Source organism: Azospirillaceae bacterium (assembly GCA_028283825.1).
GTDB lineage: Bacteria > Pseudomonadota > Alphaproteobacteria > Azospirillales > Azospirillaceae > Nitrospirillum.
Genome location: JAPWJW010000003.1, coordinates 2,225,569 through 2,239,812 on the forward strand (window position 1 = coordinate 2,225,569; position 14,244 = coordinate 2,239,812).

The following is a 14,244-nucleotide window of genomic DNA, read 5'->3' on the forward strand; positions in this document are numbered from 1 at the left end:
TCCGACAAGGTGTGACGGCGGCGCAGTTGCGGCGCCGTCACGCGCTTGATAAGACTCCGCGCGATATCGTCGTCGGCATAACAGGTTAACCGGCGGTTGGGATAATTCGCGCGCCGATGGGCGCTGGGGCTGCCGTCATGACTGAACGCCGCGACCGTTACCGGGACATGATCGACGCCAACCGGGGGGCGGGGGAGCCCCCGGCCCCGCGCGAAACCGTGGGCGACATCCTGCGCATGCGGCGCGAGGAACTGGGCTACGACCTGACCGGTGTGGCCAACGTCCTGCGCATCCGCCGCCCTTATCTTGAAGCCATTGAGGACGGCCGTTACGGCGATCTGCCGGGCCAGGCCTACATCCTGGGTTTCCTGCGCAGCTACGCCGACCTGCTGGGCATCGATTCGGGCGACCTGATCAACCGTTTCAAGGATGAGACGGCGGGCCATGTCCGCCCGGCCGAGCTGTACCTGCCCATCCCGGTCAGTGAGAACCGCGTGCCCAGCGGCCTGCTGCTGGTGGGGGCCGCCGTGCTGGCGGCCGTGCTCTACGGCGGCTGGTACCTCTATTCCTCCGCCGACCGCAGCGCCCTGGACCTGGTGCCCAAGCTGCCCGAGCGGCTGGCCCACCTGACCAGCAGCAGCGACCAGGCCCCGCCGCCGGCGGGTGTGCTGCCGGCGCCCGAGGTGCAGGCGCTGCTGAACCAGGCGCAGCCGACCGCACCCGAGGTGGGGGCCGCCCCCGACGCCTCATCCCCCCTGGCCGATGCCGTGCCGGGTCCCGTGCCCCAGGCGCAGCCGCCGGTGAGCGCGCCGGCGACTCCGGTGCCCGCCGCCCCCGGCAAGGCGCCCGCCGCGGCCCCGCCCGCCGCCCAGGCCCTGGCGTCCGAGGCACCGGAGGAAGAGGCGCCGGCCATGCCCGACCTGGGCCAGCCCCGGCCTGTGCCCGCCGACGGCGACAGCGCCGCCGCCGATACCTCCATGCGGCCTGACACCACGGCACCGGATCCCAACGCCGCCGCCACGCCGGCCAAGGGCCGCGTCTTTGGCCAGACCGGCCCGGCGCGGGTGGTGGTGCGCGCCACGGATGAGACCTGGATCCAGGTGCGCGACGCCAAGGGCACGCTGTGGGCGTCCCGCGTGCTGCACCCGGGCGACAGCTTCCGCGCGCCCGACGTGCCGGGCCTGTCGCTGGAAACCGGCAACGCCGGCGGCCTGGTCATCAGCCTGGACGGCAAGGACCTGCCGGTGCTGGGCAACAAGGGTCAGGTGGTGCGCAGCTATCCCCTGCAGGCCGACGATCTGCAGGCCCGGGCGCACTGACGGCGATCGATTCGGCCGGTTGTGCCATTGGCAAACCGGTTCGGCTGGTGAATTATCTGGATTGCGTTACCAGATAAATCGGGACGCCCCGCGACCGGCGCGCCCATGACCTGTGTGATGGGCTCTTGATCCCGGGGCCCGACGACAGCACTTTACGATCAAAATTCCCGCATGAGGCAAGTTCCGCCATGACGACCTCCCATCGCGCGTATCGCCAGATCCTGCGCCGGACCTCACGACAGATCCGCGTCGGCAACGTTCTGGTTGGTGGCGATGCGCCGATCTCCGTCCAGACCATGACCAACACCCTGACGGCCGACGCCCAGGCGACCATCGCCCAGGTGCTGCGCGCCGAAGAGGCCGGCGCCGACCTGGTCCGCGTGTCCTGCCCCGATGAGGAGTCGACGGCGGCACTGAAGGAGATCGTGAAGGCGGTGAACGTGCCCATCGTGGCCGACATCCACTTCCACTATAAGCGCGCCATCGAGGCTGCAGAGGCGGGTGCGGCCTGCCTGCGCATCAACCCCGGCAACATCGGCAGTGCCGACCGCGTGCGTGAGGTGGTGCAGGCCGCCAAGGACCACGGTTGCGCCATGCGCATCGGCGTCAACGCCGGCTCGCTGGAACGTGAACTGCTGGAAAAGTATGGCGAGCCCTGCCCGGAAGCCCTGGTGGAAAGCGCGCTGACCCACGCCAAGATCCTGGAAGACCATGACTTCCGGGAGTTCAAGATTTCCGTGAAGGCGTCGGACGTCTTCCTGGCGGTGGCCGCCTACCAGGGCTTGTCGGAGGCCTGCGACTATCCCCTGCACATCGGCATCACCGAGGCGGGCGGCTTGCGCGCCGGCACGGTGAAGTCGTCCATCGGTCTCGGCATGCTGCTGTGGTCGGGCATCGGTGACACCATCCGTGTGTCGCTGTCCGCCCCCCCGGAGGAAGAGGTCAAGGTCGGCTTCGAAATGCTGAAGTCGCTGGGCCTGCGCCGCCGCGGCGTCACCGTCATTTCCTGCCCGTCCTGCGCCCGCCAGCAGTTCGACGTCATCAAGACGGTCGAGGTGCTGGAAGAGCGTCTGGCCCACATCACCACCCCCATGACCGTGTCGGTCATCGGCTGCGTGGTGAACGGCCCGGGTGAGGCGACCATGACCGACATCGGCTTCACCGGTGGTGGCAAGGGCGTGCACCAGGTGTTCCTGGCCGGCCAGCCGGCCCACCGCCTGAAGGATGGCGCCATCGTCGATCACCTGGTGTCGCTGGTCGAAAAGAAGGCCGCCGAGATCCAGGCCGAAACCGCTGCCGCGAAGGCTGCGGAAGACGCCGCCGCCGCGGCCGCCGAGTAGAGAAATGCCAGCGGCATGAGGACTTGCCTCATGCCGCTGTAGGCCCCGACCGGGGCCGCCGGAGCTTTCCGGGAAGCGTAGCGGACTGGAAAGCGAGGAAGCCCCAAGCCGCCGGATGGCGGCGCCCGGCGCTTGAGGGGCTTTAGTCAGCCCGGACACGGGATGACGGATAAAACATGACAACTTTGGAAGAACGGTTCGGGGACACGCTGTCCAAGCTGTCGGCCCGGCATGACGAATTGCGCGACGCCCTGGCGACGGGCACGCTGGCGGCCGACGCCTATACCCGGATGAGCAAGGAATTCGCCGAGCTGACGCCGGTGGCGGAGTCCATCGCGCATCTGCGCCGCGCCCGGGCCGATCTGGGCGACCTCGCCCGCATGGCGGAGGCCGAGGCCGATCCCGAGATGCGGGAACTGGCCCAGGATGAGCTGGTCCAGGCGGAAAAGGCCCTGCCGGCCCTGGAACGCCAGGTCATGCTGGCCCTGCTGCCCAAGGACGCGGCCGACGACAAGAACGCCATGCTGGAGGTGCGCGCCGGCACCGGCGGTGATGAGGCCGCCCTGTTCGCCGCCAACCTGTTCGACATGTACCGCCGTTACGCCGCCTTCCAGGGCTGGCGCTTCGAGGTCATGGAGATCTCCGAGACGGGGCTGGGCGGCTACAAGGAAGCCATCGCCAGCATTTCCGGCCGGGGCGTGTTCCGCCGGCTGAAGTTCGAGTCGGGTGTCCACCGGGTGCAGCGCGTGCCGGCCACGGAAACGCAGGGCCGCATCCACACCTCCGCCGCCACCGTGGCCGTGCTGCCCGAGGCAGAAGAGGTGGACATCCAGATCGACGACAAGGATCTGCGCATCGACGTGTACCGCTCCAGCGGTCCCGGCGGCCAGTCGGTCAACACCACCGACAGCGCCGTGCGCATCACCCATTTGCCCACCGGCCTGGTGGTCATCCAGCAGGATGAGAAGTCGCAGCACAAGAACAAGGCCAAGGCCCTGCGCGTGCTGCGTTCCCGCCTGTACGACCAGCAGCGCAGCGCCCTGGATGCGGAGCGCGCGGCCAACCGCAAGAGCCAGGTGGGCAGCGGCGACCGCTCCGAACGCATCCGCACCTACAACTTCCCCCAAGGCCGGGTGACCGACCACCGCATCAACCTGACGCTCTACAAGATCGACAAGGTCATGGCGGGCGAGGCCCTGGATGAGGTGGTGGAGGCGCTGATCGCCCAGGACGAGGCGGAGCGTCTGGCTGAACTGCAGTGAGTGACCTGCTTCCCTTGAAGGACGTGCTGAAGGCGGCGGAGGTGCGGCTTGCCGCCGCCGGCTGCGCCAGCCCGCGCCTGGACGTGCGCCTGCTGGCGGAAGAGGCGCTGGGCTGGTCGCGCACCGTCCTGCTGCTGGAGGGCGACCGTCCGGTGCCACCGGGGGCCCAAGCGGCGCTGGCGGCCCTGGTGGAACGCCGGGCGGCGCGGGAACCGGTATCCCGCATCCTGGGACGCCGCGAGTTCTGGAGCCTGGAGTTCCATCTGGCCCCCGACACGCTGGACCCTCGCCCCGACACCGAAACCCTGGTGGAAAGCGCCCTGCGCCACCTGCCGGACGGCGCCCATCCCCGGCGTCTGCTGGATCTGGGCACCGGCAGTGGCTGCATCCTGCTGGCGCTGTTGTCCGAACTGCCCGGCGCCTGGGGCCTGGGCGTGGACATCGCCCCCGGTGCTGCCCATGCCGCCGTCGCCAACGCCCGGCGGCTGGGCTTCGCCGACCGCAGCGCCTTCCTGGTAGGCAGTTGGGTGGATGCGCTGGCCGTTGGCACCCGGTTCGACGCCATCCTGTCCAATCCGCCCTATATCCCGGCCGCCGATATCGAAGGGCTGGAGCCGGAGGTGCGGACCTTTGATCCCCGGCGGGCGCTGGATGGCGGGGCGGATGGCCTGGACCCCTATCGCCATCTGGCCCGGGTGGCGGGCGATCTGCTGGCCCCCGGCGGCATTATCGCGGTGGAGCATGGCGCGGGGCAGGGTGCGGAGGTTGCCCACCTGTTCGCGGATGCCGGCCTGATGGTCCGGGACCGGGTGGACGACCTGGCGGGGCACGACCGCGTGGTGGTCGCCGGCGCCTGACGGGCCCTTTCGCCGGCGGATGCCGGTGGCGCGGGGCGGCTTATCCAAAAAAGATGTTGGATTAGTGGGATACAGCGGTTAGGGTCGTTTTGCGTGGTGAAGGCCGAAGGGGCGACGCGCCAGGTCCTAAACGGGGAAAACCCTGGGGATGTGGCTAGCGTTCATGGGCCGATGATGAACACCACGGCATGCCAGTTTGCCCAGCATGGTCGATCCGGATGGTTCCCCCGATGACGGGAGTGGATTCCGGAATTCGGATGCGGCGGCGCGGATCGACAAGATCCGCCCCCTTTGGCTTTAGGCATGCATCGAACTCCAACGGGGCTAGAGCAGCAGTCGGATGAGACAGGGACCGAACTCCAGGCGTTCGCGTGGGCGCGGCAGTAACAATAGCGGTGGCAATGCCGGCGGTAACGGCGGCGGCGGCGGTAATGGCAATGCCGGGAACAATGGTGGCGGCAACCGCCGTCAGAACGTTCCCCTGCGCCACCAGAACTTTGACAGCAACGGCCCGGATGTCCGCATCCGTGGCAACGCCTTCCAGGTGCATGAAAAGTACCTGGCCCTGGCCCGCGACGCGCAGTCGTCCGGTGACCGGGTGGCGGCGGAAAACTACCTGCAGCATGCGGAGCACTACTTCCGTATCATCACCCAGATCAACGAGTCCGAGCAGCGGCAGCGGGGCGGTCCCGAGCCGCGCGGCGGTTACACCAACCAGTCGCAGCCTGGCTTCGAGGGCGAAGAGGGTGAGGCGGGGGATGAAGGTGAGCCTGACGGCACCGAAGACGAACGCGAGCCGATCAGCGCGTGATAGGAGAAAAAGCCCCGCCCCCACAGGTCGGGGCTTTTTTTGTATGTTTCCCCAGGCGGCGGGCGGGGTATCCGCCCGCTTGGGGCTTATCGCTTCACTCCAAACGGCCCCGATGCCCATGCCGCTGAATGCAGCGCTTGGGCGCCCGGGCTGACATAACCCCTATGCGGTGGGTGCGCGTGGCGGGCCTTGTCCGCGACAGGAGTGATCGTTATTCTGCGCCTCCGTGAAACAAAAAGACCCGCCGCATCGGGTTCGCTGTTTCAATATGTCGGTCGTATTAGAGTGAAGATCCATGGGCAAGCCGCGCACCCTCTATGACAAGATCTGGGACAGCCACGTCGTTCACCGGCAGGAGGACGGCACTTGCGTGCTCTACATCGATCTTCACCTCGTGCATGAGGTGACCAGCCCGCAGGCGTTTGAAGGCCTGCGCATGGCCGGCCGCAAGGTGCGCCGCCCGTCCGCCACCCTGGCCGTGGCCGACCACAACGTTCCCACCAGCCACGACCGCCTGGCCGGCATCAAGAACGAGGAAAGCCGCATCCAGGTGGAGCAGCTGGCCATCAACACCAAGGAATTCGGTGTTGAGTATTACGACATGTCTGACATCCGCCAGGGCATCGTCCATGTGGTGGGCCCGGAACAGGGCCTGACCCAGCCGGGCATGACCATCGTCTGCGGCGACAGCCACACGGCCACGCACGGTGCCTTCGGCGCCCTGGCCTTCGGCATCGGCACGTCGGACGTGGAACACACGCTGGCGACGCAGACCCTGTTGCTGAAGCCGTCCAAGAACATGCGCATTACGGTGGACGGCGAGCTGCCGCCTGGCGTGACCGCCAAGGACGTGGTGCTGGCCATCATCGGCAAGATCGGCACCGCCGGCGGCACCGGCCATGTCATCGAATTTGCCGGCTCCGTCATCCGTGGCCTGTCCATGGAAGGCCGCATGACCGTCTGCAACATGGCGATCGAGGCGGGGGCCCGCGCCGGCCTGATCGCCCCGGACGAGATCACGTTCGAATACCTGAAGGGTCGGGCGCACGCGCCCAAGGCCGGCACCTGGGAACAGGCCGTCAACTGGTGGAAGACCCTGCCGTCCGACGCCGACGCCGTCTACGACCGTGAGGTCGTGCTGAAGGCCGAGGATATCGCCCCCATGGTCACCTGGGGCACCAGCCCGCAGGACGTGCTGCCCATCACCGCCAGCGTGCCCGACCCGGCCGCCGAGGCGGATGAGCATCGCCGTGCCGCCATGCAGCGCTCCCTCAACTACATGGGCCTGACGGCCGGTACGCCGCTGAACGCCATCCCGGTGGACAAGGTCTTCATCGGCAGCTGCACCAACAGCCGCATCGAAGACCTGCGCGCCGCCGCCAAGGTGGTGGAAGGCCGTCATGTGAAGGACGGCATCTATGCCATGGTGGTCCCGGGCTCCGGCCTGGTGAAGGAACAGGCCGAGGCCGAGGGCCTGGACAAGGTGTTCGTGGCCGCCGGCTTCGATTGGCGTGAGCCCGGCTGCTCCATGTGCCTGGCCATGAACGATGACAAGCTGAAGCCCGGCGAGCGTTGCGCCAGCACCTCCAACCGCAATTTCGAGGGCCGCCAGGGTCCCGGCGGCCGCACCCATCTGGTCAGCCCGGAGATGGCCGCCGCCGCGGCCCTGACCGGAAAGCTGACGGACGTGCGTACGCTGAACTGAGCGGTTTCCGGTTTTCGATGGCAACGGCGCGGCCCGTCCCGGGGTCGCGCCGTTGTTATTTGGGGGCGGCTCTTCACATCGCGCGGAAGCGGCCGCATGCTGTCCATCCTGTCGAAAAGAACGGGGAGGACGGCATGGCTTCGGAAGGTTTCAGCGGCGGTTGCCAGTGTGGCGCCGTGCGGTACAGCAGCACCATGGCGGCGGAGGGCGTGCACCTCTGCCATTGCCGCATGTGCCAGCGGGCGGTGGGCAATCTCTTCGCCGCCCTGGCGGGCGTGCGGAAGGAGACGGTGACCTGGACCGGCCGGCCCAGCTTCTATGCCTCATCCTCGGTGGCGGAGAGGGGATTCTGCGCCCAGTGCGGCACGCCCCTGTCCTTCGCCTATCCCGACAGCGACTGGATGAGCTTCACCATCGGCAGCCTGGATGAGCCCGAGGCGGCGGTGCCGGAGGCGCAGTGCGGCGTGGAAAGCCGGCTGTCCTGGCTGGGCAAGCTGGACGGCCTGCCGGAGGAATACACTGACCCCACCAGCGATCGCTTGCGCGACATGGAGAGCCGGCAGGCTTCCAATGAAAAGATCCGCTTCTGAAAGAACCGCAGCTTAGCCGGTTTTCTTCCGCTCATAATCGACATACGATCGAAGGATGTTATTGATCTGGGTCTGGTACCGTGGGCCCCTGGATTTCAGGAAATCAACGATATCCCGATCAAGCCGCATCGTGACCGGCACTTTACCCGCGTTATCCATGATCTTGGCTTCGGACATCCAGCTTTGATCGGCAAAGGGGGCCGCATCCGGGTCCGTCTTGATGGCGGCCCGGATATCGGCATCGCTTAGCGCGTCAAACTCCGTCCAATCCGTCTTCGCCTTGTGCTGCATATCGAGAGAGCGCCGTGTAATACGTTCGCTGCTCATGGCTATCCGCCTTCCATGCTGAAATGATACGACGAACGTCGCCGCGATCCGTGTAAACACAACACACGACCCGTCCATCAAAGGTTCCTAAAGCGATAAATCGGCTTTCGCCATAGTCATGTCGGTTGTCTTCCCACTCTAATGTAAATCGTAAAAAGATATGAATTGCATCTTCGAATTTAATTTTATGTTTTCGATAATTTAGAACAGCCTTTTTCTCATCCCACTCGAATTCCATAATTTTCAGTCCTTGTTGGCGCCTTGGCCAGAATCTCCTCTGGGCGGCACTGGATGGCTTGGGTCATGTCACTCTCCGTTCGAATGGGGAAATGGACGATCCGGCAAGGCCGGAAGCCCTTGCCTCTATGGCTGATCTGAGCATAAGATGTGTACGTACAAAAGTAAATACGCCTGTTGGCGAACGGGTCGTCACAGCCCCTCCACGGGGTTGGTGGCGGGGGCGAAGGGGTGGCCGGCGCGGATCGCATCCAGCCGCGCCTCATATTCCCGCAACGCCCAGTCGACGCTGGGGAAGGCCAGGTCGGTCCAGGGGATGTCGTCCCAGGCGAACAGCGCCACCTCCTGGCTTTCCGGGCCGGCGGCGATTTCCGGGTTCACCAGGCGGGCCAGGTAGATCAGTTGCACCTGGCTGATGCGGGGAATGTTGTAGACGGCCAGCAGGGGGCCGATGGCCAGGCGGGCGCCGGCCTCCTCCCACGCCTCGCGGGCCGCACCATCCTGCGTCGTCTCCGCCAGTTCCATGAAGCCGGCGGGCAGGGTCCAATAGCCGATGCGGGGCGGGATGGCGCGGCGGCACAGCAGGATGCGGTCTTCCCACAGGGCGACCGACCCCACCACGATCTTGGGATTGTCATAGGCGATGTAGCCGCAGTCCGGGCATACCAGCCGCTCCCGATCCTCCCCCGGCGGTACGGTCGTCACGCGGGGCCCGAACGTGGGCGCAGGCTCGGTCATGGACGCTCTCCCGATTCCTTATCCGACCACTATAGCGGTCGGGCAACCGAAACCAAGCCGCCCCAACGGAAGAGTTCACCCAGCGCGAAGCGTAGGACGCGACGGCGTCCGCCGGAGATTTCTGGGGAGCGGAGCGGACTGGAAATCGAGGAAGCCAAGCCGGCGGATGCCGGCGCCCGGCGCCTGAGGGAAAACGCGGCTACGCCGCGTTGCTGGCTTCCGTGTGGGTCAGCAGGGCGTAGATGGCGTCGGCGGTGTCGGCGCCGCGCAGCTTTTCGCAGAACAGCGGGTTGCGCAGCATGCGCGATACCAGGGCCAGGGCCTTCAGGTGGTCGGCGCCGGCCGATTCCGGGGCCAGCAGCAGGCAGATCAGGTCCACCGGCTGCTCATCGATGGAATCAAAGTCCACTGGCCGTTCCAGGCGGGCGAACAGGGCGCTGACCTTGGGCAGGGTGGGCAGTTTGCCGTGGGGGATGGCGATGCCACGCCCCACGCCGGTGGTGCCCAGGCGTTCCCGCTCCAGCAGCACATCGAAAATGGCGCGTTCCCCCTGGCCGGTCAGGTCGGCGGCGCGCTTGGCAAGTTCCTGGAGAACCTGCTTTTTTGAGGAAACCTTGAGGTTGGCGACAATGCCGTCCGGCCTGAGAAGCTCGATCATTGGCGTCAAAAGGAACTGGGACGGCATTGCCACCACACTCATTCACCGGTCTTGTCGTATGGCTTTTATAGGACGGAAAAGTTTACCCAACTTTTCCGTCCAAACCCCAAACCCAGCTTCGGGCATCCCTGCTCCCAGGTCAATGGGGGTAGCCAACCGGCGGCACCATTAATGGGTCTTGCCGTTGGCGGCGGGCTTGCCGTCGGACGGGTCCACCCAGCCAACATTGCCGTCGGGCCGGCGGTAGATCATGTTCAACTGCCCGTGCGCCCGGTTGCGGAACAGCAGGGCCGGCAGGTCGGCCAGATCCATGCGCATCACCGCTTCGCTGACCGTCAGCATGTCGATGTTGGTCTGCATTTCGGCGATGATCATGGGGTGGTGGCCGTCGGCGTGGCCATTCACGTGGGTCCCGTTCACCTCACCCCCGGCCGCCTCATCGGCGTCGTCGTCATGGGCGTCGGCGTTGATGATGTACTTGCGGGCGGGCACGGCGGCTTCCGCCTCGCCATGCACGCGTTGGTGATGGTCGCGTAATCGGCGTTTATAGCGTCGCAGCCGCTTGGCGACGCGCTCGGCCGCCTCATCGAAGGCCGGATAGGGTTCCGTGGCCTCGGCATAGGCTTGCAGGACGATGCCACGCCCGACATGGGCCTGGATATCCGCCTTGTAGAGGTGCGCCTCGCGCGACAGCACGACGGTTGCCTCCAACGGATTGCTGAAATATTTCTCCACCAACCCAGTCAATGAGGTCTCGACATGGGTGCGCAGGGACTCGCCAACGTCTAGCTGCTTGCCTTTGACGATTATATGCATGGCCTGTCCGTCTCGCTTGGTTGGAAGCCAGGAGTGGCGGCGGCGTGTGCCTTGCCGTCGGCCTTTAATACGGCCCGCGGCCGGCCAGGGCGTTGATTTAGCCGGCCATCATGCGTCGTGCACCGAACGCATCATCAGATCCCAAGGGCCTTCTCCCGGCGACGCTGGACTGAGGAAGGGATCTTCATGGCTTCACGATACTTGGCGACCGTCCGCCGTGCAATGTCGATCCCCTCATCCCTAAGGATCTCGACCAACCGGTCATCCGACAGGATCTCATCCGCCTTTTCCGCGTCGATCAGGACTTTTATGCGGTAGCGCACCGCCTCGGCGGAGTGCGAGGCCTGGCCGTCCGCCCCGGAAATGGCTGATGTAAAAAAGTATTTCAGTTCGAACAGGCCGCGCGGCGTGGCCATGAACTTGTTGGTCGTCACGCGGCTGACGGTGCTTTCGTGCATGCCGATCGCTTCCGCTATATCCCTAAGGATAAGGGGTCGCAGGAACTGCAGGCCGTGCAGGAAAAAGGCGTCCTGCTGACGCACGATCTCCGTCGCCACCTTCAGGATGGTGTTGGCGCGCTGGTGCAGCGACTTCACCAGCCAGCTGGCCGACTGGAACTGTTCGGTCAGGTATTCCTTGTCCTGCTTGTTGCGGGCGGAACCCTGGATGCGGGCGTAGTAGCGCTGGTTGACCAGCACCCGGGGCAGGGTGTCGCTGTTCAGCTCCACCAGCCAGCCGCCGCCGGGCTGGGCCCGCATCATGATGTCCGGCACCACGGTCTGCACCGGCTCATGGTCGAAGGCCAGCGCCGGTTTGGGATTCAGCGCCTTGATCTCCGACACCATGTCGGACAGGTCCTCGGCATCGACCTGGCAGACCTTCAGCAGGGCCGGGACGTTGCGGGCGGCCAGCAGGGGCAGGTTGTCCAGCAAGGCCTGCATGCAGGGGTCCAGCCGGTCCAGCTCACGCAGCTGCAGGGCTAAACATTCCTTCAGCGAGCGGGCGAAGATGCCGACCGGGTCCAGGCGCTGCAATCGTTCCAGGACCGACAGGATCTGCTGTTCGGTGCAGCCCAGCTGGTCACCGACCAGGGCGACATCGCCGGTGAAGTAGCCGGCCTCGTCCAGGTAATCCATCAGTGCGAACGCCACCATGCGATCCAGCGGATCGACGATGTCCATGGTGATCTGTTCGGTCAGATGGTCGCGCAGCGACACGGTGCCGGACAGCGTCTGTTCGAACGAGCCATCATCGTCGTCGAAGCTGCCGCCCCGGCCGGACCAGGATCCGAAGGCTTCCCCCTCGCCACCGCCCTCACGCAACTCCGCAGCCATGTCCACGGCGCTGGAATTGGTCCAGACGTTCTCAAAGTCGGTATCCAGCGGCGCGTCGCTGGACGGGCCCAACCGGTCTGAGGAGGTGAGGTCGGCGGTGTCGCGGACGGGCATGTCGTCGGCGCGCGCGACCGGATCCTCGCGGTCCACCCCGTCCGGGGCCGGGTCGCGATTACGGTCACTATCGTCGCGTTCCAGGAGCGGGTTCTGCTCCATCTCACGATCGACGTAGTCGGCCAACTCCAGGTTAGACAGCTGCAACAGCTTGATTGCCTGTTGCAGCTGGGGAGTCATCACCAGCGCCTGGGTCTGCCGAAGATCGAGGCGTTGTTGAAGCGCCATCACCCGCCCGAATAAGAACTGTGGCCCGAAAGGGAAGTGCGCGATAAGCGCTTATATTTACAGACTGAACCGTTCCCCCAGATACACACGGCGCACGTCCTTGTGCGCCACGATCTCCGACGGTAGTCCCTCCATCAATACCATACCGTCGTGGAGAATGTATGCGCGATCAACGATGTCCAGGGTTTCGCGAACGTTGTGGTCGGTGATCAGCACACCGATGCCGCGGTCGCGCAAATGACTGACCAGTTCGCGGATGTCGTTGACGGCGATGGGGTCGATGCCGGCGAAGGGTTCGTCCAGCAGGATGAAGTTGGGGGCCGATGCCAGCGCGCGGGCGATTTCCACGCGACGGCGCTCACCACCCGACAGCGCCAGGGCGGAGGTGCGGCGCAAATGGCTGATGGAGAATTCCGCCAGCAGCTCGTCCAGCGTGGCCTCGCGCTTGTCGCGATCCTGCTCCACCACTTCCAGCACGGCGCGGATGTTGTTCTCAACCGACAGGCCGCGGAAGATCGAGGCCTCCTGCGGCAGATAGCCGATGCCCAGGCGCGCGCGGCGGTACATGGGCAGGTCGGTGACCTCCAGCCCGTCCAGCGTGATGGTGCCGTAATCGGGCATGATCAGCCCGGTCATGATGTAGAAGCTGGTGGTCTTGCCGGCGCCGTTGGGGCCCAGCAGGCCCACGACCTCGCCCCGGCGCACGCTGACGCTGACGTCGCGCAGCACGGGACGGCCCTTGTAGCTCTTGCCCAGCTTGGTCGCGGTCAGCCCGTTGTTGGGGTTGTCCGACACTAGGCGCGGACCGCCCTTGGCATCGTCCTTGGCCTTGGGTGCCGCAGGCACCTTGCCTTCGGGCGCCTTGGCGGTATCGGGGGTCTTGGCCGTGCTCATGGCTGTGCTCCGCCGCCGGGACCGGGCGTGCTGGTGGGGGGGGTGCCGGGGGCGGCGGGGGGCGGGTTGTTGGATTTCTTGGGCACCAGCACGCTGTGCACGCGCCCACCCTTCACCGTGTCGTCGGGCAGCATGCGGCTGACGCCCGTGGCGTTGTTGACCTCGGCCCGGTGGCCGTTCACCTGGTTCTGGCCCTGAGTCAGCTTCACATCGCCCGTCAGGATGGCGATGCGCGTCTTCACGTTATAGGTGCCTTCGCTGCCGCGGGCGATGTCCTTGGGCGTGACGATCAGCACGTTGCCCTTGGCGTCCATGCGCGTCATTTCCAGCTGCTTGGCGGCGTTCTGTTCCAGGATGCCCACCAGCACGTCGGCGCGGATACGGTCGCCCTTGTCGTTGATGGCGACGGCGTTGCCGCGCGCCACCATCAGCTGCTGCTGCTTCCAATATTCCAGGGTGTCCTTGGCGTAGACGGTGTCGGCGCGCGTGACCATGTGCAGGTGGTCGCCGGTCAGGACGGTCACGTCCTGGTCCACGTCATAGACGCCGTGGTCGCCGAACGCCTCCTGGCTGGGCGAGGCCATGTGCACCTGGCCGTCGGCGGCCATGCGGTACATCTCGGTCGAGCCGTCCTTGGTCTTGCGATAATACACGACCAGGGTGTCGCAATGCAGGGTGTCTTCCCCCCGGATCACGATGACATGGCCGCGCGCCACGGCGGCCAACTGGTCGTCGTGCCATTCCATCGTCTCATCCGAGGTGATGTCGATGGCGCCGGTGGGCGATGGCGTCACCGCGGGCGGGTTGAAGGGCAGCAGGCCGGGTTCCCCCGCCACCAGGGGATTGACGGCCGGGGGGCTGGGCCGGCGCCGCCTTCTTGGGCTTGGGCGCCGCCGGCTTCGCGGGGGTGGCAGCAGAAGCCGCCGCCTCTTGCGCGCGGGAGGGCAGGGCGGTCGCCACCAGGGCGGATGCGCCCAGGACCAGCGTTCCCGTCACCAAGGCCGCCGTCCTGAA

The 14,244-nt window shown here is 66.2% G+C and carries 15 protein-coding genes; 7 read left to right on the forward strand and 8 right to left on the reverse strand.

The genetic code is table 11. The features are described from left to right. The first annotated feature begins 137 nt into the window (after nt 1-137). The 7 genes from PW843_22185 (at nt 138) to PW843_22215 (ending at nt 7,884) form a co-directional block, all read left to right on the forward strand. Nucleotides 138-1,319: a DUF4115 domain-containing protein gene (locus PW843_22185; protein MDE1149278.1), complete on the forward strand. Its 1,182-nt coding sequence runs from the start codon at nt 138-140 to the stop codon at nt 1,317-1,319. Nucleotides 1,320-1,507: 188 nt separating this feature from the next. Next, nucleotides 1,508-2,659: a flavodoxin-dependent (E)-4-hydroxy-3-methylbut-2-enyl-diphosphate synthase gene (gene ispG, locus PW843_22190; protein MDE1149279.1), complete on the forward strand. Its 1,152-nt coding sequence runs from the start codon at nt 1,508-1,510 to the stop codon at nt 2,657-2,659. A gap of 176 nt (nt 2,660-2,835) precedes the next feature. Beyond that, on the forward strand, nt 2,836-3,921 hold the full coding sequence (gene prfA, locus PW843_22195) for a peptide chain release factor 1 (protein MDE1149280.1): 1,086 nt from the start codon (nt 2,836-2,838) through the stop codon (nt 3,919-3,921). Continuing rightward, entirely contained in the window at nt 3,918-4,778 is an 861-nt protein-coding gene (prmC, locus tag PW843_22200) for a peptide chain release factor N(5)-glutamine methyltransferase (protein ID MDE1149281.1), read from the forward strand. The genes prfA and prmC overlap by 4 nt, the downstream gene beginning before the upstream one ends. A gap of 340 nt (nt 4,779-5,118) precedes the next feature. After that, entirely contained in the window at nt 5,119-5,589 is a 471-nt protein-coding gene (locus PW843_22205; GenBank protein MDE1149282.1) for a DUF4167 domain-containing protein, read from the forward strand. Between the two features lie 295 nt (nt 5,590-5,884). Beyond that, nucleotides 5,885-7,294 carry a 3-isopropylmalate dehydratase large subunit gene (gene leuC, locus PW843_22210; GenBank protein ID MDE1149283.1) on the forward strand — a complete coding sequence of 470 codons (1,410 nt, stop codon included), beginning with the start codon at nt 5,885-5,887 and terminating at the stop codon, nt 7,292-7,294. A gap of 134 nt (nt 7,295-7,428) precedes the next feature. Beyond that, nucleotides 7,429-7,884: a GFA family protein gene (locus PW843_22215; protein ID MDE1149284.1), complete on the forward strand. Its 456-nt coding sequence runs from the start codon at nt 7,429-7,431 to the stop codon at nt 7,882-7,884. A 12-nt stretch (nt 7,885-7,896) separates the two neighbouring features. Here the strand turns inward: PW843_22215 and PW843_22220 are convergent, their stop codons facing one another. The 8 genes from PW843_22220 to PW843_22255 form a co-directional block, all read right to left on the reverse strand. After that, complete coding sequence (locus PW843_22220; protein MDE1149285.1) at nt 7,897-8,211, reverse strand: BrnA antitoxin family protein; 315 nt, start codon at nt 8,209-8,211, stop codon at nt 7,897-7,899. Further along, a complete protein-coding gene (locus PW843_22225; protein ID MDE1149286.1) occupies nt 8,138-8,449 on the reverse strand; it encodes a BrnT family toxin in 312 nt (103 codons plus the stop codon). The genes PW843_22220 and PW843_22225 overlap by 74 nt, the downstream gene beginning before the upstream one ends. A gap of 191 nt (nt 8,450-8,640) precedes the next feature. After that, nucleotides 8,641-9,186: an NUDIX hydrolase gene (locus PW843_22230; protein MDE1149287.1), complete on the reverse strand. Its 546-nt coding sequence runs from the start codon at nt 9,184-9,186 to the stop codon at nt 8,641-8,643. A gap of 199 nt (nt 9,187-9,385) precedes the next feature. Beyond that, nucleotides 9,386-9,844, reverse strand: a complete 459-nt coding sequence (ptsN, locus tag PW843_22235) for a PTS IIA-like nitrogen regulatory protein PtsN (protein MDE1149288.1) — start codon at nt 9,842-9,844, stop codon at nt 9,386-9,388. Nucleotides 9,845-10,012: 168 nt separating this feature from the next. Next, complete coding sequence (gene raiA, locus PW843_22240) at nt 10,013-10,660, reverse strand: ribosome-associated translation inhibitor RaiA (GenBank protein MDE1149289.1); 648 nt, start codon at nt 10,658-10,660, stop codon at nt 10,013-10,015. Nucleotides 10,661-10,794: 134 nt separating this feature from the next. Then, complete coding sequence (rpoN, locus tag PW843_22245) at nt 10,795-12,336, reverse strand: RNA polymerase factor sigma-54 (protein ID MDE1149290.1); 1,542 nt, start codon at nt 12,334-12,336, stop codon at nt 10,795-10,797. A gap of 57 nt (nt 12,337-12,393) precedes the next feature. Next, nucleotides 12,394-13,230, reverse strand: coding sequence for an LPS export ABC transporter ATP-binding protein (gene lptB / locus PW843_22250; GenBank protein MDE1149291.1), 837 nt, complete (start codon nt 13,228-13,230; stop codon nt 12,394-12,396). Then, nucleotides 13,227-14,066, reverse strand: coding sequence for an LptA/OstA family protein (locus tag PW843_22255; GenBank protein MDE1149292.1), 840 nt, complete (start codon nt 14,064-14,066; stop codon nt 13,227-13,229). The genes lptB and PW843_22255 overlap by 4 nt, the downstream gene beginning before the upstream one ends. Nucleotides 14,067-14,244 lie beyond the last annotated feature (178 nt).